At 65.4% G+C, this 22,758-nt stretch carries 25 protein-coding genes; 15 read left to right on the top strand and 10 right to left on the bottom strand.

Annotated features, from left to right (window positions below; genetic code table 11):
• Positions 1–160: 160 nt before the first annotated feature.
• Positions 161–343: a hypothetical protein gene (locus BRA1253DRAFT_RS38780; protein WP_007603307.1), complete on the top strand. Its 183-nt coding sequence runs from the start codon at positions 161–163 to the stop codon at positions 341–343.
• A gap of 72 nt (positions 344–415) precedes the next feature.
• Here BRA1253DRAFT_RS38780 and BRA1253DRAFT_RS38785 read toward each other — a convergent pair whose 3' ends face one another.
• Positions 416–1,024, bottom strand: a complete 609-nt coding sequence (locus BRA1253DRAFT_RS38785) for an FMN-dependent NADH-azoreductase (protein WP_007603308.1) — start codon at positions 1,022–1,024, stop codon at positions 416–418.
• 83 nt (positions 1,025–1,107) lie between these two features.
• On the opposite strand from BRA1253DRAFT_RS38785, the gene BRA1253DRAFT_RS38790 reads away from it, so the two are divergent.
• A complete protein-coding gene (locus BRA1253DRAFT_RS38790) occupies positions 1,108–1,518 on the top strand; it encodes a helix-turn-helix domain-containing protein (protein ID WP_007603309.1) in 411 nt (136 codons plus the stop codon).
• Here BRA1253DRAFT_RS38790 and dprA read toward each other — a convergent pair.
• Entirely contained in the window at positions 1,515–2,657 is a 1,143-nt protein-coding gene (dprA, locus tag BRA1253DRAFT_RS38795; protein ID WP_007603310.1) for a DNA-processing protein DprA, read from the bottom strand. The two genes, BRA1253DRAFT_RS38790 and dprA, sit on opposite strands and share 4 nt — an antisense overlap.
• Before the next feature lie 90 nt (positions 2,658–2,747).
• On the opposite strand from dprA, the gene BRA1253DRAFT_RS38800 reads away from it, so the two are divergent.
• Entirely contained in the window at positions 2,748–3,992 is a 1,245-nt protein-coding gene (locus BRA1253DRAFT_RS38800) for an amidase (RefSeq protein WP_007603311.1), read from the top strand.
• Here the strand turns inward: BRA1253DRAFT_RS38800 and BRA1253DRAFT_RS38805 are convergent.
• The 4 genes from BRA1253DRAFT_RS38805 to BRA1253DRAFT_RS38820 all read right to left on the bottom strand — a co-directional run bounded on the left by BRA1253DRAFT_RS38805 (position 3,989) and on the right by BRA1253DRAFT_RS38820 (position 8,227).
• Positions 3,989–5,197, bottom strand: coding sequence for a patatin-like phospholipase family protein (locus BRA1253DRAFT_RS38805; RefSeq protein WP_007603312.1), 1,209 nt, complete (start codon positions 5,195–5,197; stop codon positions 3,989–3,991). The genes BRA1253DRAFT_RS38800 and BRA1253DRAFT_RS38805 overlap by 4 nt on opposite strands.
• 146 nt (positions 5,198–5,343) lie before the next feature.
• Positions 5,344–5,940 carry a glycerol-3-phosphate 1-O-acyltransferase PlsY gene (plsY, locus tag BRA1253DRAFT_RS38810; protein ID WP_007603313.1) on the bottom strand — a complete coding sequence of 199 codons (597 nt, stop codon included), beginning with the start codon at positions 5,938–5,940 and terminating at the stop codon, positions 5,344–5,346.
• 32 nt (positions 5,941–5,972) lie between these two features.
• On the bottom strand, positions 5,973–7,280 hold the full coding sequence (locus BRA1253DRAFT_RS38815; protein ID WP_007603314.1) for a dihydroorotase: 1,308 nt from the start codon (positions 7,278–7,280) through the stop codon (positions 5,973–5,975).
• Entirely contained in the window at positions 7,280–8,227 is a 948-nt protein-coding gene (locus tag BRA1253DRAFT_RS38820) for an aspartate carbamoyltransferase catalytic subunit (protein ID WP_007603315.1), read from the bottom strand. The genes BRA1253DRAFT_RS38815 and BRA1253DRAFT_RS38820 overlap by 1 nt, the downstream gene beginning before the upstream one ends.
• Before the next feature lie 504 nt (positions 8,228–8,731).
• Between BRA1253DRAFT_RS38820 and BRA1253DRAFT_RS38830 the strand changes: the two genes are divergently transcribed.
• The 4 genes from BRA1253DRAFT_RS38830 to BRA1253DRAFT_RS38845 all read left to right on the top strand — a co-directional run bounded on the left by BRA1253DRAFT_RS38830 (position 8,732) and on the right by BRA1253DRAFT_RS38845 (position 12,322).
• Positions 8,732–8,977, top strand: coding sequence for a hypothetical protein (locus BRA1253DRAFT_RS38830; protein WP_007603317.1), 246 nt, complete (start codon positions 8,732–8,734; stop codon positions 8,975–8,977).
• A 143-nt stretch (positions 8,978–9,120) separates the two neighbouring features.
• Positions 9,121–9,873: a M15 family metallopeptidase gene (locus BRA1253DRAFT_RS38835; protein WP_051058558.1), complete on the top strand. Its 753-nt coding sequence runs from the start codon at positions 9,121–9,123 to the stop codon at positions 9,871–9,873.
• 20 nt (positions 9,874–9,893) lie between these two features.
• On the top strand, positions 9,894–11,537 hold the full coding sequence (locus BRA1253DRAFT_RS38840) for an acyl-CoA dehydrogenase family protein (protein ID WP_007603320.1): 1,644 nt from the start codon (positions 9,894–9,896) through the stop codon (positions 11,535–11,537).
• A gap of 23 nt (positions 11,538–11,560) precedes the next feature.
• Positions 11,561–12,322 (top strand): CPBP family intramembrane glutamic endopeptidase, encoded by a 762-nt coding sequence (locus BRA1253DRAFT_RS38845; protein ID WP_035994769.1) that lies wholly within the window; start codon positions 11,561–11,563, stop codon positions 12,320–12,322.
• Here the strand turns inward: BRA1253DRAFT_RS38845 and BRA1253DRAFT_RS38850 are convergent.
• From BRA1253DRAFT_RS38850 to BRA1253DRAFT_RS38865, 4 genes are all read right to left on the bottom strand, one after another.
• The gene (locus tag BRA1253DRAFT_RS38850; RefSeq protein WP_007603326.1) at positions 12,319–13,242 is read right to left on the bottom strand and encodes an AEC family transporter; all 924 of its coding nucleotides are present in this window, start codon (positions 13,240–13,242) and stop codon (positions 12,319–12,321) included. The two genes, BRA1253DRAFT_RS38845 and BRA1253DRAFT_RS38850, sit on opposite strands and share 4 nt — an antisense overlap.
• Positions 13,243–13,245: 3 nt before the next feature.
• Positions 13,246–13,737 carry a Holliday junction resolvase RuvX gene (gene ruvX, locus BRA1253DRAFT_RS38855; protein WP_007603328.1) on the bottom strand — a complete coding sequence of 164 codons (492 nt, stop codon included), beginning with the start codon at positions 13,735–13,737 and terminating at the stop codon, positions 13,246–13,248.
• A gap of 66 nt (positions 13,738–13,803) precedes the next feature.
• Entirely contained in the window at positions 13,804–14,610 is an 807-nt protein-coding gene (locus BRA1253DRAFT_RS38860) for a methyltransferase domain-containing protein (protein ID WP_007603330.1), read from the bottom strand.
• Positions 14,611–14,839: 229 nt separating this feature from the next.
• Positions 14,840–15,730, bottom strand: coding sequence for a LysR family transcriptional regulator (locus BRA1253DRAFT_RS38865; protein WP_007603331.1), 891 nt, complete (start codon positions 15,728–15,730; stop codon positions 14,840–14,842).
• A gap of 95 nt (positions 15,731–15,825) precedes the next feature.
• On the opposite strand from BRA1253DRAFT_RS38865, the gene BRA1253DRAFT_RS38870 reads away from it, so the two are divergent.
• The 8 genes from BRA1253DRAFT_RS38870 to gatB all read left to right on the top strand — a co-directional run bounded on the left by BRA1253DRAFT_RS38870 (position 15,826) and on the right by gatB (position 22,698).
• A complete protein-coding gene (locus BRA1253DRAFT_RS38870; protein ID WP_007603332.1) occupies positions 15,826–16,800 on the top strand; it encodes a nitronate monooxygenase family protein in 975 nt (324 codons plus the stop codon).
• A gap of 17 nt (positions 16,801–16,817) precedes the next feature.
• Entirely contained in the window at positions 16,818–17,894 is a 1,077-nt protein-coding gene (locus BRA1253DRAFT_RS38875) for a nitronate monooxygenase family protein (protein ID WP_007603334.1), read from the top strand.
• 78 nt (positions 17,895–17,972) lie between these two features.
• Positions 17,973–18,260 (top strand): Asp-tRNA(Asn)/Glu-tRNA(Gln) amidotransferase subunit GatC, encoded by a 288-nt coding sequence (gatC, locus tag BRA1253DRAFT_RS38880; protein WP_007603335.1) that lies wholly within the window; start codon positions 17,973–17,975, stop codon positions 18,258–18,260.
• 83 nt (positions 18,261–18,343) lie between these two features.
• Positions 18,344–18,556, top strand: coding sequence for a hypothetical protein (locus BRA1253DRAFT_RS38885; protein ID WP_007603337.1), 213 nt, complete (start codon positions 18,344–18,346; stop codon positions 18,554–18,556).
• The gene (gene gatA / locus BRA1253DRAFT_RS38890) at positions 18,553–20,028 is read left to right on the top strand and encodes an Asp-tRNA(Asn)/Glu-tRNA(Gln) amidotransferase subunit GatA (RefSeq protein WP_007603340.1); all 1,476 of its coding nucleotides are present in this window, start codon (positions 18,553–18,555) and stop codon (positions 20,026–20,028) included. The genes BRA1253DRAFT_RS38885 and gatA overlap by 4 nt, the downstream gene beginning before the upstream one ends.
• Entirely contained in the window at positions 20,019–20,324 is a 306-nt protein-coding gene (locus BRA1253DRAFT_RS38895) for a hypothetical protein (RefSeq protein ID WP_035994772.1), read from the top strand. The genes gatA and BRA1253DRAFT_RS38895 overlap by 10 nt, the downstream gene beginning before the upstream one ends.
• Positions 20,321–21,217 (top strand): class I SAM-dependent methyltransferase, encoded by an 897-nt coding sequence (locus tag BRA1253DRAFT_RS38900; protein ID WP_007603351.1) that lies wholly within the window; start codon positions 20,321–20,323, stop codon positions 21,215–21,217. Before BRA1253DRAFT_RS38895 ends, BRA1253DRAFT_RS38900 begins: the two co-directional genes overlap by 4 nt.
• On the top strand, positions 21,214–22,698 hold the full coding sequence (gene gatB, locus BRA1253DRAFT_RS38905; protein WP_007603352.1) for an Asp-tRNA(Asn)/Glu-tRNA(Gln) amidotransferase subunit GatB: 1,485 nt from the start codon (positions 21,214–21,216) through the stop codon (positions 22,696–22,698). Before BRA1253DRAFT_RS38900 ends, gatB begins: the two co-directional genes overlap by 4 nt.
• The last annotated feature ends 60 nt before the right edge of the window (positions 22,699–22,758 follow it).

The following is a 22,758-nucleotide window of genomic DNA, read 5'->3' on the forward strand; positions in this document are numbered from 1 at the left end:
GAATCGGTCGGCGCAGCGGCGAGTGGTTGCGCCGGCCGGTTCCCACGTCTCGCGAGCTGTATTTTCTGAACCTTGCGTGAGGCGTTGAACCTTCGCTTGCGCTGCCAAGACACTTTTACGGGCAGGGGGTCACGAAGACTCATTTTCAAGGGAGCCCGATATGCCAAAGGCAGCTCGTATTACTTCCCCGATTTCAGCACCGCGTATTTACACCGAAAACTCCACCATTCCCGCCAAGCGTTCCGACACCTCCGAGTTCATCGGGGTCGCTCTTTTCTCAGGCATCGGCCTGTTCGTTTCCCTCGTCGCCGTCATCCTCGGCATTCAGGGCTCCTGGTTTTAGCTTCGCCGATCGCGCACCGGTCGATCAGCCGCCGCAGGCAATGTTGCGGCGGCTGATGATGTGGGCGTTGCCTCAGGCCGCGCGCAGGCTGGTTGCCGCCTCAAGCGCGCTTGCGAGCGACTTCTCGCGATGCTCCGGCCCGACCTGGATGCCGTCGGCGGTGATGAATTCGGGATGATGGATGCCCATGAAACCGAACACGCCGCGCAGATAGCTTTCGAGGTGCTCCAGCGATGCGGCGGGCGTGCCCGCGCCGTAATAGCCCCCGCGCGAGATCGCGAAGATCACGCGCTTGCCGCCGGCAAGGCCCTGTGGGCCATTGGCGCCGTAGCTGAACGTCTTCCCCGCCACCAGGACCCGGTCGATCCAGGCCTTGAGCTGGCTCGGAATGGTGAAATTGTACATGGGCGCGCCGATCACGACGATGTCCGCCGCAAGAAACTCGTCCAGCGCGGCCTTGCTGGCGGCGAGGTCGGGGCCGAGTTCCGCCGGCGCAGGCGCGCCTTGCGCGGCCGCCAGATGCGAGCCGGAGAGATGGGCGAGCGGGCTCTGCGTCAGGTCGCGATACACGAGGTCGAGCGATGGCGTCGCCTGCCTGAGACGGTCGACGATGGCGGCGGAGACCTGCCGGGAAACGGAGTGGGGGCCGAGCACGCTGGAGTCGAGATGGAGGAGTTTCATTCGGGATCACCCTGGTATAAATTTGTAACCAGAGCTACATGAGTGACTATCGAAATCCCCGCAAGAACGCACCTTTTTGAGCCATGGGCACATCTTTGAAACCTGCGCACATCGATTTGCCTGCCACGCCGATGCCGGATCGCGACCACGCCGACTGCCGTGGCGTCGCCTCGATCCTCGCGCGCGTCGGCGACAAATGGAGCGTGTTCGTGATCATGATGCTGAGTGACGGGCCCAAGCGCTTCAACGAGCTCAAGCGCATGATCAACGGCATTTCGCAGCGGATGCTGACCCTGACGCTGCGCGGGCTCGAACGTGACGGCCTGGTCACACGCACGATCTTCCCGACCATTCCGCCGCGGGTGGATTACGAGCTGACCGATCTCGGCCGCGGATTGCAACAGCCGGTGAGGGCACTTGGCGAATGGGCGATCGCGCATCAGCAGCAGATCGCCTCGGCGCGCACGCGCTTCGACGAGCGGAACTCTCCTTAAAGCAGCGAGACCAAGCCACCGCCGTGGCGTTCGAGCCGGCCGGCGAGCTCGAGCTCCAAGAGCACGGTGCGCACGATGGCAGGCGAGGCGCCGGACATCCGCACGAGATCGTCGATCGTGACAGGGGCAGGGCCGAGCAGGCCGGTGATCTGGTCGCGGTCGTGTCCTTGCGGATCGCTTTCGAACGGCTCGCTGTCGGGCTCGTTCGCGGTGCGCATCAGCGGCCGCTCCATGATCGGTGCGACGGCGTTGACGACGTCGGCGGCTTCGGTGACGAGCGTCGCGCCCTGCTTGATCAGATCATTGGTGCCGGCGGCGCGCGGATCGAGCGGCGAGCCGGGCACCGCGAACACTTCGCGGCCCTGTTCGGCGGCCATGCGCGCGGTGATCAGCGAGCCCGAGCGGTGCGCCGCCTCCACCACGACCACGCCGAGCGCGGCGCCCGAGATCAGCCGGTTGCGGCGGGGGAAGTCGCGGGCGCGCGGCTCATGGCCGAGCGGCATCTCGGAGATCGCAGCACCCTTGCGATCGAGGATCGCTGCGAGCAGATCGCCATGCTCGGGCGGATAGATGCAATCATGTCCGCCGGCGAGCACGGCGATGGTGCCGCTCTCGACACTGGCGCGGTGCGCGGCCTGGTCGACGCCGCGGGCAAGGCCGGAGATGACGACAAAGCCGGCCTCGCCGAGCTCGCGGGCGAGCTGACCGGCGAATTTCAAGCCTGCACCAGAGGCGTTGCGCGAGCCGACGATCGCGATCATCGGCCGCATCAGCGTGGCATTGTCGCCGCGCACGGCGAGCAGCGGCGGCGCATCGTCGAGCGTTGCCAGCCGCGCCGGATAGCCGTCCTCGCCGGGCGCGAGCCAGGCAATTCCGAACTTGCGGCTTGCCGCGAGCTCCGCCTTCGCCTCGTCAGCGCTGCAGATGCGCGCCGATTGCCGCGCACCACCGCGGCGTGCCAGATCCGGCAGCCGGTCCAGCGCCGCGCGCGCCGTGCCGAAATGATCGACCAGCGACCGGAAAGTGCGCGGCCCGACATTGTCGGACCGGATCAGCCGCAGGCGGTCGATCCTGTCAGCCTCGGTCAGCTCTACGCTGGGATTGATGGCGTCCACGGCAGCTCCTTGCAGGCGCAGCATGGAACAACCTGAGGGCGTGGGCAACAGCTGCGTACGCTTGCGCGACCTTGCCCCGATGCTAAAAGCGATCCCAATAAGAAGGGTAATGCCATGATCTCACTTGCCGATCTCCAGCGCCGCATCGAAGCAGGCGAGCTTTCGCCTGAGGCCGCCATCGCGCAATCGCATGCGGCCATCGAGGCGCGGGAGAAGGACGTTCACGCCTTTGTCCGTCACGACAAATCCGCGAAGGCGCAAGGCGCCGGGCCGCTGCGCGGCATCGCGGTCGGGATCAAGGACATCATCGACACCGCCGATTTTCCGACCGAGATGGGATCATCGATCTATCGCGGCTGGCAGCCGCGCGCGGACGCGCCTGTGGTGATGATGCTGAAGCGGGCAGGCGCCACAATCATCGGCAAGACCACGACCACGGCGTTCGCCTCGCGCGATCCGACCCCGACGCTCAATCCGCACAATCTCGGGCATACGCCGGGCGGCTCGTCCTCGGGCTCGGCCGCGGCCGTCGGTGCCGGCATGATCCCGCTGGCGCTGGGCACCCAGACCGGCGGCTCGGTGATCCGGCCCGCCGCCTATTGCGGCACCGCCGCGATCAAGCCGTCGTTCCGGATGCTGCCGACGGTCGGCGTCAAATGCTATTCGTGGGCGCTCGACACGGTCGGCCTGTTCGGCGCGCGCGCGGAAGATCTCGCGCGCGGACTGCTGGCGATGACCGGCCGCACCGAATTCGCCGGCATCGTCCCGGCGAAGGCGCCGCGCATCGGCGTTATCAGGCAGGAGTTCGCTGGCGACGTGGAGCCGGCCGCCGAGGAGGGGCTGCAAGCCGCGATCAAGGCGGCGACGCGGGCCGGCGCCAGCGTGCAGACTATCGATCTGCCGGAAGCGGTGCAGGAGGCCTGGCGCATCCATCCGATTATTCAGGACTTCGAGGCGCATCGCGCGCTCGCCTGGGAATTTTCCGAACGGCACGACGAGATCGCGCCGATGCTGCGCGCCAGTCTCGATGCGACGGTCGGTCTCACACCCAAGGACTATGACGACGCACGCCGGGTCAGCCGCCGCGGTCGCCGCGAGCTTGGCGAGTTGTTCGAGGGGTTCGACGTGCTGCTGACCTATTCGGCGCCGGGCACGCCGCCGGCCAAGGAGCTCGCGAGCACCGGCGACCCCCGCTACAACCGGCTCTGGACGCTGATGGGCAACCCTTGCGTCAACGTGCCGGTGCTCAAGGCCAATGGCCTGCCGATCGGCGTGCAGGTGATCGCGCGCTTCGGCAACGACGCGCATGCGCTGGCGACGGCGTGGTTCCTGGAGCAGGCGCTGGCGAGATCAGGCTAGGCAGGTTCGAGGGCAACGATGCGCTGGCCGGATGCGGCCGGCGCTGCGCTGTGGTCGGTACCTTGCTTGAGCCAGCGCCCGGCGGCCTCGCGGCCGCTGCGGTGAAGCGCGCGAATGAAACCGCGGCCGAGATCGGTGGACGAGCGCTGCGCCAGGCCGTCGACGAAATCTTCCGCGGCCAGCCTGGAGAGCCGCAGCGACGATGCGGCCTGCGATTGCGCCCATTCGATCGCCGCGATCTCGGCATTGAGGGCGGCGTTGGCCGCGATCTGATCCAGCCTGCGGTCGATCGCCGCGAGCGTGATCGGCACGTAGCTGTCGCGCGCCGGCGTGACCTGGACCAGCAGGATTTCGGCGCTCGTCGTGTCCTGCACGAGCCGCAGCAGGGGCGGATTGCCGCCGAGGCCGCCGTCCCAATAAGCCTCGCCGTCGATCTCCACCGCGCAATGAACCAAGGGTGGGCAGGTCGAGGCCAGCGCGACGTCGGCCGTGATGGCGTCATTGCGGAAGATCTGCTGCTGCCCGTCGCGGATCCGGGTCGCCGCGATCAGAAGCTTAGGGCAGCGGGGGTCGCGCAAGGCGGAAAAGTTGATGTCGCGCGACAGCGCCTGCCGCAGCGGATCCAGATCGAACGGATCGAACTGGCCGGAGCGTAGCGTCGGGCCGAACGCGACCGAGCTTCCCGCCGGCGAGAAACCGCCGATCAGCATCAGCGATCGGAACGAGGCCTCGTGCATCAGCCGGATCCAGAACCGGTTCAGCCGCGCGCGCGCGCCTTCGCGGCCGCCCTCGGCGAAACCGGAAGCGAGCAGCAGCGCGTTGATCGCGCCGGCACTGGCGCCGCTGATGGTGTCGATCGCGATCGATGGCTCTTCCAGCAGCCGCTCCAGCACGCCCCAGGTGAAAGCGGCGAAGGTGCCGCCGCCCTGGAGCGCCAGCGACAATTTTTGCGGCGGCCATGGGTTGGCGCGGGGCCGCGCGGACGCAACTGGCGCCGCGGCGGTCACGGCCTCGACAGTCAGAGGAGCTTGCGCGATGCGAGCAGGCTGCGGCGTCGGTGGCGAAACGGGCACAGGCTTGGGAGCAGGAACCGGCGAGGGCGCACTAGACCAGATATCCGTCGTCGAGAGCAGCCGGCTTGCCGCGGTGCAGGTAGCACCTCGCAAATCGCCATCCTCTTGCGCGCTGACAATCTTCTCGCTCATTCTGAGCAACCGCGTAGAGCCATGCCCACGATCAGGGCCAAGGCCTGGAACCCGTTCGTCCATACAGCCGTGATTCGGCTGCAAGTTGCGAACACCATTTGCGATATAATGCAGAAGGGGTGCCGCGGTATCCGTGGTTTCCCGGCTTATGCCTTCTCGCCGATCCGGCTTTCCTTGCCCGATTGCAGCCGCTTGATGTTCTCGCGATGAGCGTAGAACAGCAGCAGCGTCAGCACCGCCGCCAGTGCGGCGAGTGCGGGCTGGCCGAACCACAACAGGAACAGCGGGGTGATGAACGAGGCCACCAGGGCCGAGAGCGAGGAATAGCGGGCGGTAAAGGCGGTCGCCAACCAGAGCAGGCAGAACACCAGTGCGGCCGGCCAGAACAGCCCGAGCATGATGCCGATATAGACGGCGACACCCTTGCCGCCGCGGAATTTGAGCCAGACCGGGAAGAGATGGCCGAGGAAGGCACCGAGCCCGGCCAGCATCGCGGCATTGGGACCGGCGATGTAGCCGGCGATTACCACCGCCACGGTGCCCTTGAGCGCATCGAACAGCAGGGTCGCGGCGGCAAGGCCCTTGCGCCCCGTGCGCAGCACGTTGGTGGCGCCGATGCTGCCGGAGCCGATCGAGCGGATATCCTGTGTGCCGCCGAGTTTCGTCAGGATCAACCCGAACGGAATCGAGCCGAGCAGGTAGCCAATGACGAAAGCCACCGGCAGGAACAATTCAAGCGTCATGTCTGCAAATTCCCTGGCTGCAGCTCCGCACGTCAGACATGCTCGTACACGGTCCGTCCGCCGACAATGGTGCGCACCACGCGGCCTGTAAAGCGGGCCTCGTCGAAAGGCGTGTTCTTGCAGGGCGATTTGAGATCGGCGGGATCGACCACCCAGGGCACATCGGGGTCGATCACGATGACGTCGGCGGGGCTGCCTGTGCGCAGGGTTCCGCCAGGCAATCCCAAAATCTCGGCCGGCCGGGTCGACATCGCCCGGATCAGCGTCTTGAGGTCCAACTCGTCATTGTGCACGAGGCGCAGGCCCGCCGGGAGCATGGTCTCGAGCCCGATGGCGCCGGGGGCTGCTTCCGCGAAAGGCAGGCGCTTGACCTCGACGTCCTGTGGATTGTGGTCGGACATGATGACGTCGACGAGGCCGGAGGCGACGGCGGCGACCAGCGCGCGGCGGTCGTCCTCGGTGCGCAGCGGCGGCGACAGCTTCAGGAACGAACGGTAAGGGCCGATGTCGTTCTCGTTCAGCGCAAGGTGGTTGATCGAGGCCGAGGCGGTCACGGCGAGGCCGGCGTCGCGGGCGCGCTTGAGCACGTCGAGCGACTCGATGCAGGTCAGCGAGGCCGCGTGATAGCGGCCGCCTGTCAGCGCGACCAGGCGCATGTCGCGCTCCAGCATCACGGCCTCCGCCGCGTTCGGGATGCCCATCAGGCCGAGCCGCGAGGCGAACTCGCCCTCGTTCATCACGCCTTCGCCGACGAGATCGCGATCCTCGGTGTAGTGCACGATCAGCGCGTCGAAATCGCGCGCGTAGGTCAAGGCGCGGCGCATCACCTGCGCATTGATCACGCTTTTGTCGCAGTCGCTGAAGGCGATCGCGCCGGCTGCCTTGAGGAGGCCGAACTCGGTCATCTCCTCGCCGTGCATGCCCTTCGTCAGCGCCGCCATCGGCTGGATGTTGACGATCGCGGTGTCACGGGCGCGACGCATCACGAAGTCGACGGTCGCCGAGTTGTCGATCACCGGCAAGGTATCAGGCTGGCAGATGATGGTGGTGATGCCGCCGGTCGCAGCCGCCTGGCTCGCGGAGGCAAAGGTCTCGCGATGGCTGAAGCCGGGCTCTCCGACGAAGGCGCGCATGTCGATCAGGCCGGGTGCGACGATCTTGCCGGCGCAGTTGACGACGTCGGTGCCCTCGGGGACGCCGGCAGCGCCAATGCCGCGGCGGGTCTCCCGGATGATGCCGTCGGCGATCAGGACATCGCCGGGGCCATCGAAATCCCGGGAGGGGTCGACGACGCGGGCATTGGCGAGCAGGATGGGTCGGCGGTCGGTCAACATGAGCATCACGCGTTCGGCAGGTTGCGGGCGAGCGCTTCCAGCACCGCCATGCGCACGGCCACGCCCATTTCCACCTGTTCGCGGATCAGGGACTGCGCGCCGTCAGCGACCGCAGTGTCGATCTCGACGCCGCGGTTCATGGGGCCGGGATGCATGACGAGGGCGTCTGGCTTGGCGTAGGCGAGCTTCTTCTGGTCCAGCCCGAAATAATGGAAATACTCGGAGGTCGACGGCACGAAGGAGCCGTTCATGCGCTCGCGCTGGAGCCGCAACATCATGACGATGTCGGCGCCGTTGAGCCCCTCGCGCATGTCGCGCGCGACCTCGACGCCCATCCGCTCGATGCCCGGCGGCAGCAGCGTGGAGGGTCCGACGACGCGGACGCGGGCGCCCATCGCGTTGAGCAGGATGATGTTGGAGCGGGCGACGCGCGAATGCAGCACGTCGCCGCAGATTGCGACCACGAGGCCCTCGAGCCGGCCCTTGTTGCGGCGGATGGTCAGCGCGTCGAGCAGGGCTTGTGTCGGATGCTCATGCGCGCCGTCGCCGGCATTGATCACGGAACCGTCGACCTTGCGGGCCAGCAGTTCCACCGCGCCGGAGGCGTGATGGCGCACCACCAGGATATCGGGGTGCATGGCGTTGAGCGTCATGGCGGTGTCGACCAGCGTCTCGCCCTTTTTGATGGACGAGGATGACACCGACATGTTCATGACGTCGGCGCCCAGCCGTTTGCCGGCGAGCTCGAACGAGGATTGGGTCCGGGTGGAGGCCTCGAAGAAGAGGTTTACCTGCGTCCGTCCACGCAGGACGGTGCGCTTCTTGTCAACCTGGCGGTTGAGCTCGACATATTCTTCGGACAGGTCCAGGAGGCCGGTGATGTCGGCCGCGGAAAGGCCCTCGATGCCCAGCAAATGCCGGTGGCCGAGGACGAAGGTCGATTTCGATGTCATTAAAGCGAGAGCTATAGGCGGGGATGGCCGGGGGGGCAAGGGCCAATGCCGGGGCGGGGAGTTATCCCCCGATCTGTACCTCGTCGTCAGTCCAAGGCGAGGCGAAGCAAGAGCAGCGCAATCGGCAAATCCGGAGTGCCATCGCACGCCGGTGACCTGCCGAGGCAGTTATGGCCCAAGCAGGATGGCCCTGTATTTCGATCCTGAGGCCCTACATCTTTTGGCTTTCTCGGATATGTTCAGCAATCCAAAAGCGAGCTGGATACGCAATCAATGACGTCCGACGATATCCGCAACGAACACCTCAAGCTCATTTGCCAACTGGCTCAATACATTGGCTGCAGCCATCATGACGGCCGGAACCTTCGTGCCCGCGGCTCAGTTCATCTTCAACATTCTGCCGCCAGGCACGGACAACGGTCTATTGATTGGGATCGGTGCGGTTTGCGTCGTGTTCGGTTTCGCCGTACACTTGGCTGGACACGTTTTCCTGGGAGGTCTCCGATGACCACCAACCAAGTGATCGCCTTGCTTTTCCCGGTAGGGGTCACGGTAGGTGCCGTGCTTACGGGATGGCTGGCGAAGAAACTCTGGGTGGATCGCAAGCCGGAGATCGTCGGTTCAACCCACGTTGACGAGGACATTCTCTCGGCCCTGGGCGAGGCGGAGCGTGCGATCCAGAAAGCCGAGAAAGGCATGCGGGTAAAGGCTTCAGAACCTCTACCGAGGCATCTCTCGCCGCAGCCGTAGGCCAGATCGAGCGAAACGCAGCGTGGTTCGCCGAATTGGTCAAGTTTCATCGGTTCAATGACGCCAGCGTTCGCGCGATCGAGCCACGTGACTTCGAGTTCGCTCTTGTGCTCGCGTCCGAGACTGGGGGAGTTCGAACGCTTTTGGCCAAATCGATTCTGACTGCGCTTGTTGCAATTCTGTCGACCTCATACGTTCACGCCCAATCGCTCCCGGGCGGTTTCGTCTATTTGCACGACATCGATCCCAGCATCATCCAGGACATCCGCTACGCCACCTCGAACAATTTCGTCGGCCGTCCGCTCGCCGGCTACGGGGCCGGCGAATGCGTGGTGAAGCGGGAGGTTGGCCTGCGGCTGAAAGCGGTGCAGCAGGAACTGGCGGCGCAAAATCTCTCCCTGAAGATGTTCGACTGCTACCGGCCGGCGCGGGCCTCGCTCGACATGGTCAGGTGGTCGCAGAACGGCCACGAGACGGCCGCCGAGCGGCGCTACAATCCCAAAATTCCCAAGACCGAGCTGTTCCGCCTCGGCTACATCGCAAGCCGCTCGCAGCATTCGACGGGGGCGGCGCTCGATCTCACGCTGGTCGATCTCAAGGCGGACAATTCAGGCAAATACGACCCGTCAAAGGCCTACGCTGATTGCACGGCGCCGGTCGAGGCGCGACTGCCGGAGGGCAGCGTCGACATGGGCACCGGCTATGACTGCACCGACGTGAAAGGGCACACCGCCGGACCGACGATCAGTCCGGATCAGCGCGCCTGGCGCAAGCGGCTCGTGGCTGCGATGGCGAGGCAAGGCTTTGTGAACTATGCGAAGGAGTGGTGGCACTTTTCACTGCCGGGGGCGGGAGGGGCGGCCTATGATTTCCCGATCCAGCCGCGGCGGAACTGATTCCGCGCCGAGGACACGAGATGACCCAGCCCAGCTTCGCGACCCACGAGGTCTTCAACCAGTCACCGCCGTTCGAGGACGTCGATCTGTTCGCCGCGGACCAGCCGCTGGTCGCGGCGGTCAGGACCAATGGCGGTGCGGCCGCGGAACGGGAGCTCTCGGAGTTCGGCAAGCATTGGGGCTCGGCAGCGATGGCCGATCGGGGGCGCGTCGCGAACGAGAACACGCCGAAGCTGCGCACCTTCGATGCCAAGGGCAATCGGCGCGACCAGGTCGAGTTTCATCCGGCCTATCATGAACTGATGGCCCACAGCGCCCGTGCCGGCGTGCACAATTCGACTTGGACCGCGGATGGAAGACCCGCGGGCGATGCCGCGGAGGTCATCCGCGCGGCAAAATTCTACATGGCCGCGCAGGTCGAGACCGGCCATCTCTGCCCGATCACGATGACGCGCGCCTCCGTGGCGGCGCTGGCGATGCAGCCTGATCTGCTCGCCAGGGTGATGCCGGTGCTGTCGACGAAAAGCTTCGATCCCAGCTTTGCGCCGTGGTGGGAGAAGCGCGGTATGACGCTCGGCATGGGCATGACCGAGAAGCAGGGCGGCACCGACGTGCGCGCCAACATGACGCGCGCGGTGCGCGACGGAGGCGCCTACCGCATCACCGGCCACAAATGGTTCATGTCGGCGCCGATGTGCGACGCCTTCCTGGTGCTGGCCCAGGCAGACCAGGGACTGACCTGTTTCTTCATGCCGCGCTTCGCGCCGGATGGGTCGGTGAACGCGATCCAGTTCCAGCGGCTGAAGGACAAGCTCGGCAACCGCTCCAATGCGTCGTCCGAAGTCGAGTTCGTCGGTGCCTATGCGGAAGCCGTCGGCGACGAGGGCAAGGGCATCCGCACCATCATCCAGATGGTGCAACTGACGCGGCAGGATTGCGCGATCGCCTCGGTCGGCTTGATGCGCTCGGGGCTCGCCCACGCGTTGCATCACGCCCGGCACCGCAGCGTGTTCCAGAAACGTCTCGCCGATCAGCCGCTGATGCAAGCGGTACTCTCGGACATGGCGCTGCATGTGGAGGCGAGCACGGCGGTGGTGATGCGGCTCTGTCGCGCCTTCGATCGGACGCCGCACGATCCGGCGGAGGCCGCCTACATGCGGCTGCTGACGCCTGCGATCAAATACTGGACCTGCAAGAGCGCGCCGCCGTTCCTCTACGAAGCCATGGAATGCCTCGGCGGCAACGGCTATGTCGAGGACGGCATTCTGGCGCGCCACTACCGGGAGGCTCCCGTCAACGCCATCTGGGAGGGCTCGGGCAACGTGATGTGCCTCGACGTGCTGCGCGCGCTGTTGCGCGAGCCGGAGGCGGCGATGGCGGTGCTGCAAGCGCTTGCTGCCGAAACGAACGGTCTGCCAGGGGCAGGTGATGCCGTCTCGTTCATCGGCAAGACCTTCCGGCGCGCGGACGGCGAGCGCGTTGCCCGCCTTGCGGTCGAGAAGCTGGCGCTGCTTGCGGCCGCCGCCGCGCTCAACGGCGTGTCGCCGCGCCAAGCCGAACTGTTCTCCGCCACACGCCTCGCCGCCAATCACGCCAGCATGTACGGCGCGGTCGAGCTCGAGAGCGGCGATGTGCGCGCGCTGCTGGAGCGGGCGCTGCCGTGAGCCTCTCAAACGAAAGCGCTTTAATGGACTCCCTCAATCCCGATCATCCTCCGCTCATCGAGACGCCGGCGCCGCGGGTCTGGAAATTCTGGGGCACGGCGCTGTGGGGCATCGCTATCTTCGCAGCCATGTTCGTCGGGCAGATCGGGGCCATCGTCTATCTGGTCTGGGTCGCCCGCGACCCTATCGACCTCGCATCACTGCAGCACGTCGGTGGCGAGCCGGCGTCGCTCGCGTTTTCGGTCACGATGGGCCTGCCGGCGACGCTGGCCGCCGTGTGGCTGGCCATCCGCATCAAGAAGGCGTCCTTCGTCGACTATCTCGCGTTGTATTGGCCGTCATGGAAGCAACTCCTGTTCGGCGCCGTCGGGCTGATTCTGATCGTGGTGGCCTGGGAGACGATGTCGCGGAGTCTCGGCCGCGATGCGACGCCGGGCTTCATGACCGATCTGTTGAAATCCGGCCGTGACAAGGGCGCCGCCGTGATGCTGCTGTTCGCCTTCAGCGTGGCGGCGCCGATGTCCGAAGAGGTTTTGGCGCGCGGCTTCCTCTACCGCGGCTGGTCGGCGAGCTTCCTGCGCGTCCCCGGCGCGATCATCCTGTCGTCGCTGCTGTGGACCGTCGTGCACCTGCAATACGACCTATACTTCCTCGCCGAGGTCTTCTCCATCGGCCTCTGGTTCGGCTACATGCGCTATCGCAGCAACTCACTGTGGCTCACGATCGTGCTGCATGCGCTGAACAATCTGACGGCGGTGGTGCTGACGATGTGGTTGGGGAGTTAGGCCACCAGCGCGATCGCGATCGGCATCGTGATCGCCGCCAAAATCGTCTGCAGCGTGATGATCTGCGCCAGTAGCGGGGCATCGCCGCCCATCTGGCGGGCCAGCACATAGGCGCTGGTCGAGGTCGGCACCGCGGCGCAGATCGCGACGATCGCGAGACTGTCGCCGGACAGTCCGAACCAGACGGCGAGCCCCAGCGCGATCACGGGCATCAGCACCAGCTTGAACACCACGCCGATAGCGGCGCCCGTGCTGGGGCGGAGCAGGCCTTCAAGATGCAGGCCGGCGCCGGTGACGAGCAGGCCGATGGCGAGCGAGGAGCGGCCAAGTGCATCTGCCACCTCATGCCAGATCTTCGGCAACGGCAGATGGACGACGTTGATGACGAGGCCGATCACGCAGGCCCAAATCAGGGGATTGCGAACAACCGTCATGACAACGGTGCGCGCGGATTGCTTCTTCGGCGCTGCGTAGTGGGCGAGCACCGCGACGCTGAGGACGTTGACCAGCGGAATGATCGCCACCATCGCGACGGAGGCGAGCGCCAGCCCGACCTCGCCGAACATATTGGCGGAGACGGACAGCGCCACATAGGTCTGCCAGCGGATCGCGCCCTGGAAGATCGAGGTGAAGGCGGGGCCGTCGATATCGAGCCGCGACAGGGCCGGGCGGAGCGCGAGGCAGAGCAGCGACATCGCGAGCGCCGAGAGCAGCAGCGCGCCGCCGACGCCTGCGACCGGGACCTTGGACAGGTCGGCCTTCACCAGCGTCTGGATCAGCAGCATCGGAAACAGCACGAAATAGGTCAGCCGCTCCAGCCCGTTCCATTGAGTATCGAGCCGCATCAGCGTGCGCTTCAGCACCACGCCGAGCACGATCAGGATAAAGACGGGGAGGAGCGCCGCGATCACGACGGCCATGGATCAGTCAGGCCCCGGGGCTGCGCGCAGATTGGCGAGGCGGTCGAGCGCGCCTTGCAGGATGAAGATCGCGGCGTGCTCGTCGATCACTTCGGCGCGCTTGGCGCGGCTGACGTCCATGCCGATCAATTCGCGCTCGACCGCGGCAGTCGATAGACGCTCATCCCAGAGGCCGATGGGCAGCGCGGTCAGGCCGGCGAGGTTGCGGGCAAACGCCCGGGTCGATTGCGCGCGCGGGCCCTCGCTGCCGTCCATGTTGATGGGCAGGCCGAGCACGAAGCCGACGGCCTTGCGTTCACTGGCAATCGCGAGCAGCCGGGCGGCGTCCTGCTTGAACGCCTTGCGCTGGATCGTCTCGACGCCGGTCGCCAACCGGCGGTCCGGATTGGACACAGCAACGCCAATGGTCTTGGTACCTAGATCAAGGCCGACCAACCCGCCGCGTTCGGGCCAGTGGGTTGCGGCATCGACGAGAGGCAGGATGAGAGCCGGCATGGGACTAGCGCATATCACGCGTCGCGCTGCGGTGCTATAACATGGAAAAGCCGCACGAAAGGCGGCTCAGACGGCGACGATGCGCCCCTTAATTGCGAATAGATCGGGCGGCTCATAGCGCCTGAATTGCTCTGCAACCTCCAAGCCCGGCGGCGGCTCACCAATCACCGAGCTCTCTTCCCGTATCTGGAATCCTGCCTCGCGGAATAGTCGCAAGTAGTCGCTGTGGCGCAGCCGATTGACGTACTGCTTGCCACTGTTGAACGGTCGCCACTGTTCATCCGAATAGCGGAGGAAGTTCAGTCTCGAAACTGACTTGTCCGACCTGGCATAATGGTCGCTATAGTCGATTGAATGCGTCGTGAGGCCATTGGTGACGGCGCGCAATCCCTTGAGAAGGGTTACAAGCTGGTCTGCCGGCACGTGCTCCAGAACCTCGTTCGAGCAGGAGCAATCCACTTTCGTTCCGTCATCGTTCACATAGTAAGGGGCCCGATACTCAATCCCCGACCGCGCAAGGTCATCCCAAGTCTCGAACTTGCCGCCGAGCCTGCTTCCTGCATGCCGGATCAGATCTAGCTTCGCCAGCCGCTCGACGTCGCATGCGATGATCTTCGGCACGCCAAGCGCCCTGAGGGCGATAGGAACGGCCAGATCGCGTCCGGCGCCGATTTCCAAGACCGATCCAGGAAGCGCATCGCTCACGGCACTGTAGTCCGCTACAACGCGCCGGGCGATTCCGGCAAGAGCATCAAGCGTAGCATCTCGGCGAGGCCAGTTCCGCGTGACGTGGCGCTGCAAGAAGTAGTGCGCCTGAGCCCCGCCGGGGAGATCGAGCGCACGGAACGCAAGTGCTTTAAGCCGCCAATCCATGGCCTTGCCCTACTATGGGTCGAACGAATTGTCGAGGAGACCGAGTTGCGGGGGCTGCCGGGATCGCATGTTCGCCGTGACGGCGATGCTGGTCCCTGGAACACCGCAGCCAATGGTTCGTGGTGCTGTTCGCCATGTCCTGCGTGCCCGGTTCGGCTTAAGGCTTCCTGCAAGGGGCCTAGCCGTTCGACGTGGTCGAGGCGATCTGGGCCACTGCGGCGCTGGGGTCTCAGGCCGCGATGAATTCGTCGTCCTGCTTCAGGCAGGCGGAAAACCCGTTCAGCGCGCTGGTTTGATGTCCGGCACGACGCTGGATGAAGAGCGTCTCGACCTGCGCGTGCGAATGGCTCAGCGCGTGCATCGACACGCTGCCATTGATCGCGCTGCGTTCGACCACGGCGCGCGGCAGCAGCGTCACACCCATATCGGCGGCGACACAGCCGATCATGCCGTCGAGCGTGCCGAGCTCGAAGCGTGCGGCTGACGGCCAGCCGAACTCGACAAAGATCTGTTCCAGCCGCTGCCGGTAGGTGCAGCCAGTGCGGAACGTCAGCGCGGTCGGGCCGGATTCCGGCGTGCCGGCACGCAGGTCGGCGAGCGTGGCCCAGCGCCGCGCACTGACCAGCACCAGCTCTTCGCGGAACGCGCTCGTCGCGGTGAGATCGGCATGCGCGATCGGACCTGCGACGAAGGCGCCGTCGAGCGTGCCTTCGAGCACGCAAGCGACGAGGTCGGCGGTGGGCGCGGTGCGCAGGCTCAGCCGGACGGCGGGAAAGCGGCGATGAAAATCGGCCAGCAGCGGCGGCAGCCGCACCGCCGCGGTCGTTTCCATCGATCCAATCGCGAGCGGTCCCTTGGGCTCGCCGTCGTCGCAGGCCGCGAGCACGGCCTCGCGCGCGAGTGCGGACATCCGTTGCGCGTAAGGCAACAGCCTTTTGCCCGCGCCGGTCAGGGTCATGCCGCGGCTATGGCGTTCGAACAGCGGTGTACCGATCTCCGCCTCCAGCGCCTTCACGCGCTGGGTCACGTTCGACTGCACCGTGTTGAGCTCTTCGGCCGCGCGGGTGATGCCGCCGGTGCGGGCGACGGCAGCGAAGGTCTGGATGTCGCTGAGTTCCATAATATCGTTTCTCTTTTGAGATGGTAGCGTTCGTTAGAATTCAATTTTAGAGAATGGTATTCTGGACTAATGTTCGTGTCGAGAGCGGAGGAGCCATGCCGATCATCACGCCGGTGACCCAGCTCCTGGGGATCAAACATCCGATCCTGCTGGCTCCAATGGACACGGTCGCCGGCAGCCGGCTGACGCGGGCGGTCAGCGAGGCCGGCGGCTTCGGGATCCTGGGTGGTGGCTACGGCGATCAGGAGCGGCTCGAGGCCGAGACCAGGCAACTGAGCGGCTTTGCTTCGTTCGGTATCGGCTTCATCACCTGGAGCCTCGCAAAAAAACCAAGACTTCTCGACATCGCACTCGACGCCAATCCGCAAGCGATCATGCTGTCATTCGGCGATCCCGCGCCATTTGCAGCGCGCATCAGGACGTGCGGGGTGCGCTTGATCTGCCAGGTGCAGAGCGAGGACATGGCGAAGCAGGCGCTCGACGCCGGTGCGGACATCCTGATCGCGCAGGGTACCGAGGCCGGCGGCCACGGCGCATCGCGCACCACCGTCGATATCGTACCTGCGATCGTCGATCTCGCGGCCGGGCGGGTGCCGGTGGTTGCCGCCGGCGGAATTGCCGATGGTCGCGGGCTGGCCGCAATGATGATGCTGGGCGCCTCCGGCGTGCTGATCGGCACGCGCTTCTATGCCAGCGTGGAGGCCAATGGCGCGGAGGAAGCCAAGCAGCGCATTCGCGACGCTGATCCCAATGACACGGTGCGCGGCGTCATCGTCGACTGGTCGCGCAGCCTGTTCTGGCCGGCCCCGTTCACCGCGCGAACGCTGGTCAACGATCATATCAGGCGCTGGACGGGCCGCGAGATCGAGCTGATGCAGCGCGCCGCCGAGGTGACCGTCGAATATGCCGCGGCAAAGGCCGCGGGCAATTTCGAGGTCGCCGCGGTCTTTGCCGGCGAGGCTGTCGGCCTGATCCATGATATTCCGTCCGCCGCCGAAATCGTCGAACGGATTGCGACCGAGGCCGAGCAACTGCTAACCGGCCGGCGAAATTCCAGCGTGTCCGCCTAAACTGCGAGAGAACAACCATGTGGCCGAACCGTCGACTGATCGATCTCTTCAAGACCGAATTCCCGATCGTGCTGGCGCCGATGGCTGGCGTGATGGACGCGGAGCTGGTGATCGCCGTTGCGCAAGGCGGGGGGCTCGGCTCGCTACCGAGCGCGATGCTGTCGCCCGAGAAGGCGCGCGAGCAGGTCAACATCATCCGCCAGCGCGTCTCCGCGCCGGTGAACATGAATTTCTTCTGCCACACACCGGTCGAGCTCACGGCCGAGGCCGAGGAGCGCTGGAAGCAGCGCCTCGCGGGCTACTACCGCGAGCAAGGCCTCGATCCCGCCGCACCCATCAATGCCGCAAACCGCGCGCCGTTCGACGCCGGCTTCTGCGAGGTCGTGGAGGAGCTGAAGCCCGAGATCGTCAGCTTCCACTTCGGCCTGCCGGAGGCCGAGCTGCTCAAGCGGGTCAAGGCGGCCGGATGTCTCGTCATCTCCTCGGCGACCACGGTGAGGGAAGCGGTCTGGCTCGAGCAGCACGGCGCTGACGCGGTAATCGCACAGGGCGCGGAGGCTGGCGGCCATCGCGGCATGTTCCTGACCGACAAGATCTCGGAACAGCCCGGCACCTTCGCGCTGGTGCCGCAGGTGGTCGACGCGGTGAAGGTCCCGGTGATTGCGGCCGGCGGCGTTGCGGATGGCCGCGGCATTGCAGCCGCCTTCGCGCTCGGCGCGGCCGGCGTGCAGATCGGGAGTGCCTATCTGCGCTGTCCGGAATCCAAAGTCAGTGCAGCGGCACGCGCGGCGCTCGCCGAGGGGCGGGATGATTCCACCGTTATCACCAATGTCATGACGGGGCGGCCGGCGCGCGGCGTCCAGAACCGCCTGATGCGCGAGGCCGGCCCGATTTCGTCGGACGCGCCGCCATTTCCCCATGCCGCAACCGCGCTCGGACCGCTGAAGGCGGCTGCCGAAAAGCAGGGCAGGGTAGATTTCACCAATCTCTGGGCCGGACAGGCGATCGCCCTCGGCCGCGAGGTCCCGGCAGCCGAATTGACCCGGGATCTCGCCAAAACGGCCCTGGCTCGCATGAAAGCTCTCGCCGGATAGGTCCCCGCCGCCGGTTGCGGCGCAAAAGCGGCCTCTGCTATACGGCACATAGGTTTTTGCCGTGAGAGGCCTTATATAATGTCCGTCGACGCCGCTACCGTCCGCCGCATCGCACATCTGGCGCGCATTGCGGTTTCCGAGGGCGAGGTTCCGCATCTGCAGGGCGAGCTCAACGCCATGCTCGCCTTTGTCGAGCAGCTCTCGGAGGTCAATGTCGAGGGTGTGGAGCCCATGACCTCGGTCACCCCGATGCAGATGAAGAAGCGGCAGGATTTGGTCAATGACGGCGAGATCGCCGACGATATCGTTGCCAACGCGCCCGCGACCGAAGGTCACTTCTTTCTTGTACCAAAGGTCGTCGAGTAACTTGCATAGCGTTTTCGAGCGAAGTGGAAGCCGGTTCGCGTAAAGAAAACGCGTCAAACTAAAGAGTCTTAGGACGTGGTCCGATGTGCATGCTTTGCGACGACGAGAAGGCCTATCAGGCCTATATGAACTATCTCGACAAGATGGAGCGGCAGGGCAAGGCCGCCGACCCCAATGTCGCCGTCAATGCCGTGCTCGACGAGATCGAGGCGGCGGCCAAAGCGTCCGCCAAAAAAGACGACCCGGCCAACGACAAGTCCCTGTCTCCGTTCTTCTGCAGCCCGATCAATAAATGACCGATTTGACATCGCTGACGCTCGCCGAGGCCCGCAAGGGCCTCGCGGCCAAGACTTTCACGTCCCTCGAGCTGACCGACGCGCATCTGAACGCGATCGAAGCCGCGCGCGTGCTCAATGCTTTCGTCATGGAGACGCCGGACCAGGCGCGAACCATGGCACGCGAGGCGGACGCCAGGATCGGGAAGGGCGATGCGGGGCCGCTCGCCGGCATTCCGCTCGGCATCAAGGACCTGTTCGCGACGAAGGGCGTGCGCACCACGGCGTGCTCGAAAATCCTCGGCAATTTCGTGCCGACTTACGAGTCCACCATCACCTCGCAGCTGTGGCGCGACGGCGCGGTGATGCTGGGCAAGCTCAACAATGACGAGTTCGCCATGGGCTCGTCGAACGAGACCTCGTGCTTCGGCCCGGTCGGCAATCCCTGGCGGCGTGATGGCTCCAACACGACGCTGGTGCCGGGCGGCTCGTCTGGCGGCTCGGCGTCTGCGGTGGCCGCTCTGCTCTGCATGGGCGCGACCGCGACCGACACCGGCGGCTCGATCCGCCAGCCCGCGGCGTTCACCGCAACGGTCGGCATCAAGCCGACCTATGGCCGCTGCTCGCGCTGGGGCATCGTCGCCTTTGCCTCCTCGCTCGACCAGGCCGGTCCGATCGCGCGCAGCACGCGCGATGCCGCGATGCTGTTGCGCTCGATGGCCGGCCACGATCCGAAGGACACGACCTCGGTCGACATGGCTGTGCCGGACTACGAGGCCGCGATCGGCAAGTCCGTGAAGGGCATGAAGATCGGCATTCCCAAGGAATACCGGCTCGACGGCATGCCGGCCGAGATCGAAAAGCTTTGGGAGGCGGGCGCGGCCTGGCTGAAAGCGGCAGGCGCCGAACTCGTCGAAGTGTCGCTGCCACACACCAAATACGCGTTGCCGGCTTATTACATCGTGGCGCCGGCGGAGGCGTCCTCCAACCTCGCGCGCTACGACGGCGTGCGTTACGGCCTGCGCGAGCAGGGCCGGAACATCAACGAGCTCTACGAGAACACCCGCGCAGATGGTTTTGGCGCCGAGGTGAAGCGCCGCGTCATGATCGGCACCTATGTGCTCTCGGCCGGCTATTACGACGCTTACTATTTGCGCGCCCAGAAGGTGCGCACGCTGATCAAGAAGGACTTTGAGGATTGCTTCGCCAAGGGCGTCGACGCGATCCTGACGCCGGCGACGCCATCGGCGGCCTTCGGCATCGGCGAGAAGGGCGGCGCGGACCCGGTCGAGATGTACCTCAACGACATCTTCACGGTGACCGTGAACATGGCGGGCCTGCCGGGCATCGCCGTGCCCGCCGGCAAGGACGCGCAGGGCCTGCCGCTCGGCCTGCAGCTGATCGGCCGTCCCTTCGACGAGGAGACGCTGTTCTCGCTCGGCGAGGTGATCGAGCAGGCCGCCGGCCGCTTCACGCCGGCGAAATGGTGGTGAACATGGCGGCGTATATCGCCAGCCTCGACGGCGTCGCGCCGCCGCCGGATCTCAGCGCGCCGCTCGCCGCACTGTGGTGGGCCGCCAAAGGCGACTGGGACCAGGCGCACAAGATCGTCCAGGACGAGAGCAGCCGCGAGGCCGCCTGGGTGCACGCCTATCTGCACCGGGTCGAGGGCGACCTCGGCAATGCCGGCTATTGGTACCGCCAGGCTGGCCAGCCCGTGGCCACGGATTCGCTTGAAGCAGAATGGCAGCGCATCGCCGATACGCTGGGTGGGAGTGCATCCGCATGAGCGAGCCTGGTTTCACGGGTCCGAAAGCGAAGCCGGAGGATTTATTCGGCCGTTTCCGCGAGATCGTTTCCGATCCGCTCAACCTCCTGATCGAACGCGTCCCGATGGCAGGCCTCGTCGAAGGCGACCAGGTCTATCTGCATAACGGCCTGAAGGTTCCGGGGATCGGGCCCGGAGTCTATTACGGACCTTTCAGCAGTGTGCTCATCATCAATCGCGGCGTCCACGAGCCGCTGGAAGAATATGTCTTCCAGGAATTGCTGAAGCGGCTGGGCGAGGCGCCCTCGATGATCGAGCTCGGCGCCTATTGGGGCCACTATTCGATGTGGCTCAAGAAGGCGCGGCCCAAGGCAGAGGTCATCCTGGTCGAGCCGGATCCCGCTTGCCTGAAGACCGGTCAGGATAATTTCGCGCGCAACGGACTGCGGGCCGAATTCGTCAAGGCCTTCGTCGGCAAGGGCAAATTCGAGGTCGACGCCTTCTTCAGGGACAGGAAGATTAAGCATCTCGACATCTTGCATGCCGATATCCAGGCCTTCGAGGTCGAGATGCTGCAAGGCGCGGAGAGCGTGCTCGCCAAGCGCCGCGTCGATTATCTCTTCATCGCAACCCATTCGCAGGCCCTCCATGACGAGGTCGTCGATCGTCTCAAGGCGCACGGCTACCGCGTTGAGATCTCCAGCGATTTCGAGGAGCAGAGCACGTCGTTCGACGGCTTCGTGTTCGCCTCCTCGCCGGAGGTCGACGCGCTGTTCGGAGAGATTGAGGTGATGGGCCGCCGCGAGATCGCGTTGCGCCAGCCGGTCGATGTGCTTCGGTCGCTCAACGGGCTTCTCGAAGCCGGTGAAGCGCGAGCGGTCAAGGGACCAGTAAAGGAACCAGTCAAGCCATGAACGCACCTGCCGCACCCCACAAGCTTCTCAAGGGCTCAACCGGTGACTGGGAGATGGTCATCGGCCTGGAGGTCCACGCTCAGGTGACGTCGAACGCGAAGCTGTTCTCCGGCGCCTCCACCGCGTTCGGCGGCGAACCGAACTCGCATGTGTCGCTGGTCGACGCGGCGATGCCGGGTATGCTGCCCGTCATCAACGAGGAATGCGTCAGGCAGGCTGTCCGGACCGGACTCGGGCTGAACGCGCAGATCAATCTGCGCTCGGTGTTCGACCGCAAGAACTATTTCTATCCAGACTCGCCGCAGGGCTACCAGATCAGCCAGTACAAGTCGCCGATCGTCGGCGAAGGCGAGGTCGTGGTCGAACTGGACGGCGGCAAGACCGCCACCATCGGCATCGAGCGACTGCATCTGGAGCAGGACGCCGGCAAATTGCTGCACGATCAGTCGCCGACCATGTCCTATGTCGACCTCAACCGCTGCGGCGTGGCGCTGATGGAGATCGTTTCCAAGCCCGACATCCGCGATGCCGAGCAGGCCAAGGCCTATGTGACCAAGCTGCGCTCGATCCTGCGCTATCTCGGCACCTGCGACGGCGACATGGAGAAGGGATCCTTGCGCGCCGACGTCAACGTCTCCGTGCGCAAGCCGGGCGCGCCGCTCGGCACCCGCTGCGAGATCAAGAACATGAACTCGATCACCTTCATCGGCCAGGCGATCGAATACGAGGCCAGGCGCCAGATCGAAATCCTCGAGGACGGCGGCGCGATCGACCAGGAGACCCGGCTCTACGACCCCAACAAGGGCGAGACGCGGTCGATGCGGTCCAAGGAAGAGGCGCACGACTATCGCTACTTCCCCGATCCCGACCTGCTGCCGCTGGAATTTTCGCAAAGCTTCGTCGACGAGCTGAAGGCTGAGCTGCCCGAGCTGCCAGACCAGAAGAAGACGCGCTTCGTCGCGGATCTCGGCCTGTCGGCCTACGACGCCAGCGTGCTGGTCGCCGAGCGCGAGAGCGCGGTGTTCTACGAGACCGTGCTGGAGAAGCTCGCCAACCGCGCGCGCGATGGCAAGGTCGCCGCGAACTGGGTGATCAACGAGTTGTTCGGTCGTCTCAACAAGGAAGGCCGGGATATTACGGACTCTCCGGTCGATGCCGCACAGCTCTCAGGGATCATCGACCTGATCGGCGAGGGCACGATCTCCGGCAAGATCGCCAAGGATCTGTTCGAGATCGTCTGGCAGGAGGGCGGCGATCCCCGCGCGCTGGTCGAAAGCCGCGGCATGAAGCAGGTCACGGATCTTTCGGCGATCGAAAAGGTTGTCGACGACATCATCGCGGCCAATCCCGACAAGGCGGCGCAGGTCAAGGACAAGCCGCAGTCACTCGGCTGGTTCGTCGGCCAGGTGATGAAGGCATCCGGCGGCAAGGCCAACCCGCAGAGCGTCAACGAGCTGCTCAAGTCGAAGCTCGGCATCTGACCTCGCGCGTTCGAACGAGGTGACGGACAGGCGTCGTCACCTCGCTTTCGGTTCGCGATG

It is taken from the genome of Bradyrhizobium sp. WSM1253, from assembly GCF_000244935.1.
Taxonomy (GTDB): domain Bacteria; phylum Pseudomonadota; class Alphaproteobacteria; order Rhizobiales; family Xanthobacteraceae; genus Bradyrhizobium; species Bradyrhizobium canariense.

Excerpts from the sequence above, each read along its gene's own strand:
- BRA1253DRAFT_RS38860 (WP_007603330.1), bottom strand. The coding sequence starts at position 14,610 with ATGGATTGGCGGCTTAAAGCACTTGCGTTCCGTGCGCTCGATCTCCCC.
- BRA1253DRAFT_RS38820 (WP_007603315.1), bottom strand. The coding sequence starts at position 8,227 with ATGACATCGAAATCGACCTTCGTCCTCGGCCACCGGCATTTGCTGGGC.
- ruvX (WP_007603328.1), bottom strand. The coding sequence starts at position 13,737 with ATGCCGGCTCTCATCCTGCCTCTCGTCGATGCCGCAACCCACTGGCCC.
- BRA1253DRAFT_RS38785 (WP_007603308.1), bottom strand. The coding sequence starts at position 1,024 with ATGAAACTCCTCCATCTCGACTCCAGCGTGCTCGGCCCCCACTCCGTT.
- BRA1253DRAFT_RS38805 (WP_007603312.1), bottom strand. The coding sequence starts at position 5,197 with ATGAGCGAGAAGATTGTCAGCGCGCAAGAGGATGGCGATTTGCGAGGT.
- BRA1253DRAFT_RS38815 (WP_007603314.1), bottom strand. The coding sequence starts at position 7,280 with ATGCTCATGTTGACCGACCGCCGACCCATCCTGCTCGCCAATGCCCGC.
- BRA1253DRAFT_RS38900 (WP_007603351.1), top strand. The coding sequence starts at position 20,321 with ATGAGCGAGCCTGGTTTCACGGGTCCGAAAGCGAAGCCGGAGGATTTA.
- dprA (WP_007603310.1), bottom strand. The coding sequence starts at position 2,657 with ATGCTGCGCCTGCAAGGAGCTGCCGTGGACGCCATCAATCCCAGCGTA.
- BRA1253DRAFT_RS38840 (WP_007603320.1), top strand. The coding sequence starts at position 9,894 with ATGACCCAGCCCAGCTTCGCGACCCACGAGGTCTTCAACCAGTCACCG.
- BRA1253DRAFT_RS38800 (WP_007603311.1), top strand. The coding sequence starts at position 2,748 with ATGATCTCACTTGCCGATCTCCAGCGCCGCATCGAAGCAGGCGAGCTT.
- BRA1253DRAFT_RS38780 (WP_007603307.1), top strand. The coding sequence starts at position 161 with ATGCCAAAGGCAGCTCGTATTACTTCCCCGATTTCAGCACCGCGTATT.
- BRA1253DRAFT_RS38865 (WP_007603331.1), bottom strand. The coding sequence starts at position 15,730 with ATGGAACTCAGCGACATCCAGACCTTCGCTGCCGTCGCCCGCACCGGC.
- BRA1253DRAFT_RS38850 (WP_007603326.1), bottom strand. The coding sequence starts at position 13,242 with ATGGCCGTCGTGATCGCGGCGCTCCTCCCCGTCTTTATCCTGATCGTG.
- BRA1253DRAFT_RS38790 (WP_007603309.1), top strand. The coding sequence starts at position 1,108 with ATGGGCACATCTTTGAAACCTGCGCACATCGATTTGCCTGCCACGCCG.
- BRA1253DRAFT_RS38885 (WP_007603337.1), top strand. The coding sequence starts at position 18,344 with ATGTGCATGCTTTGCGACGACGAGAAGGCCTATCAGGCCTATATGAAC.
- gatA (WP_007603340.1), top strand. The coding sequence starts at position 18,553 with ATGACCGATTTGACATCGCTGACGCTCGCCGAGGCCCGCAAGGGCCTC.
- BRA1253DRAFT_RS38895 (WP_035994772.1), top strand. The coding sequence starts at position 20,019 with ATGGTGGTGAACATGGCGGCGTATATCGCCAGCCTCGACGGCGTCGCG.
- plsY (WP_007603313.1), bottom strand. The coding sequence starts at position 5,940 with ATGACGCTTGAATTGTTCCTGCCGGTGGCTTTCGTCATTGGCTACCTG.
- gatB (WP_007603352.1), top strand. The coding sequence starts at position 21,214 with ATGAACGCACCTGCCGCACCCCACAAGCTTCTCAAGGGCTCAACCGGT.
- BRA1253DRAFT_RS38875 (WP_007603334.1), top strand. The coding sequence starts at position 16,818 with ATGTGGCCGAACCGTCGACTGATCGATCTCTTCAAGACCGAATTCCCG.
- BRA1253DRAFT_RS38845 (WP_035994769.1), top strand. The coding sequence starts at position 11,561 with ATGGACTCCCTCAATCCCGATCATCCTCCGCTCATCGAGACGCCGGCG.
- gatC (WP_007603335.1), top strand. The coding sequence starts at position 17,973 with ATGTCCGTCGACGCCGCTACCGTCCGCCGCATCGCACATCTGGCGCGC.
- BRA1253DRAFT_RS38830 (WP_007603317.1), top strand. The coding sequence starts at position 8,732 with ATGACCACCAACCAAGTGATCGCCTTGCTTTTCCCGGTAGGGGTCACG.
- BRA1253DRAFT_RS38870 (WP_007603332.1), top strand. The coding sequence starts at position 15,826 with ATGCCGATCATCACGCCGGTGACCCAGCTCCTGGGGATCAAACATCCG.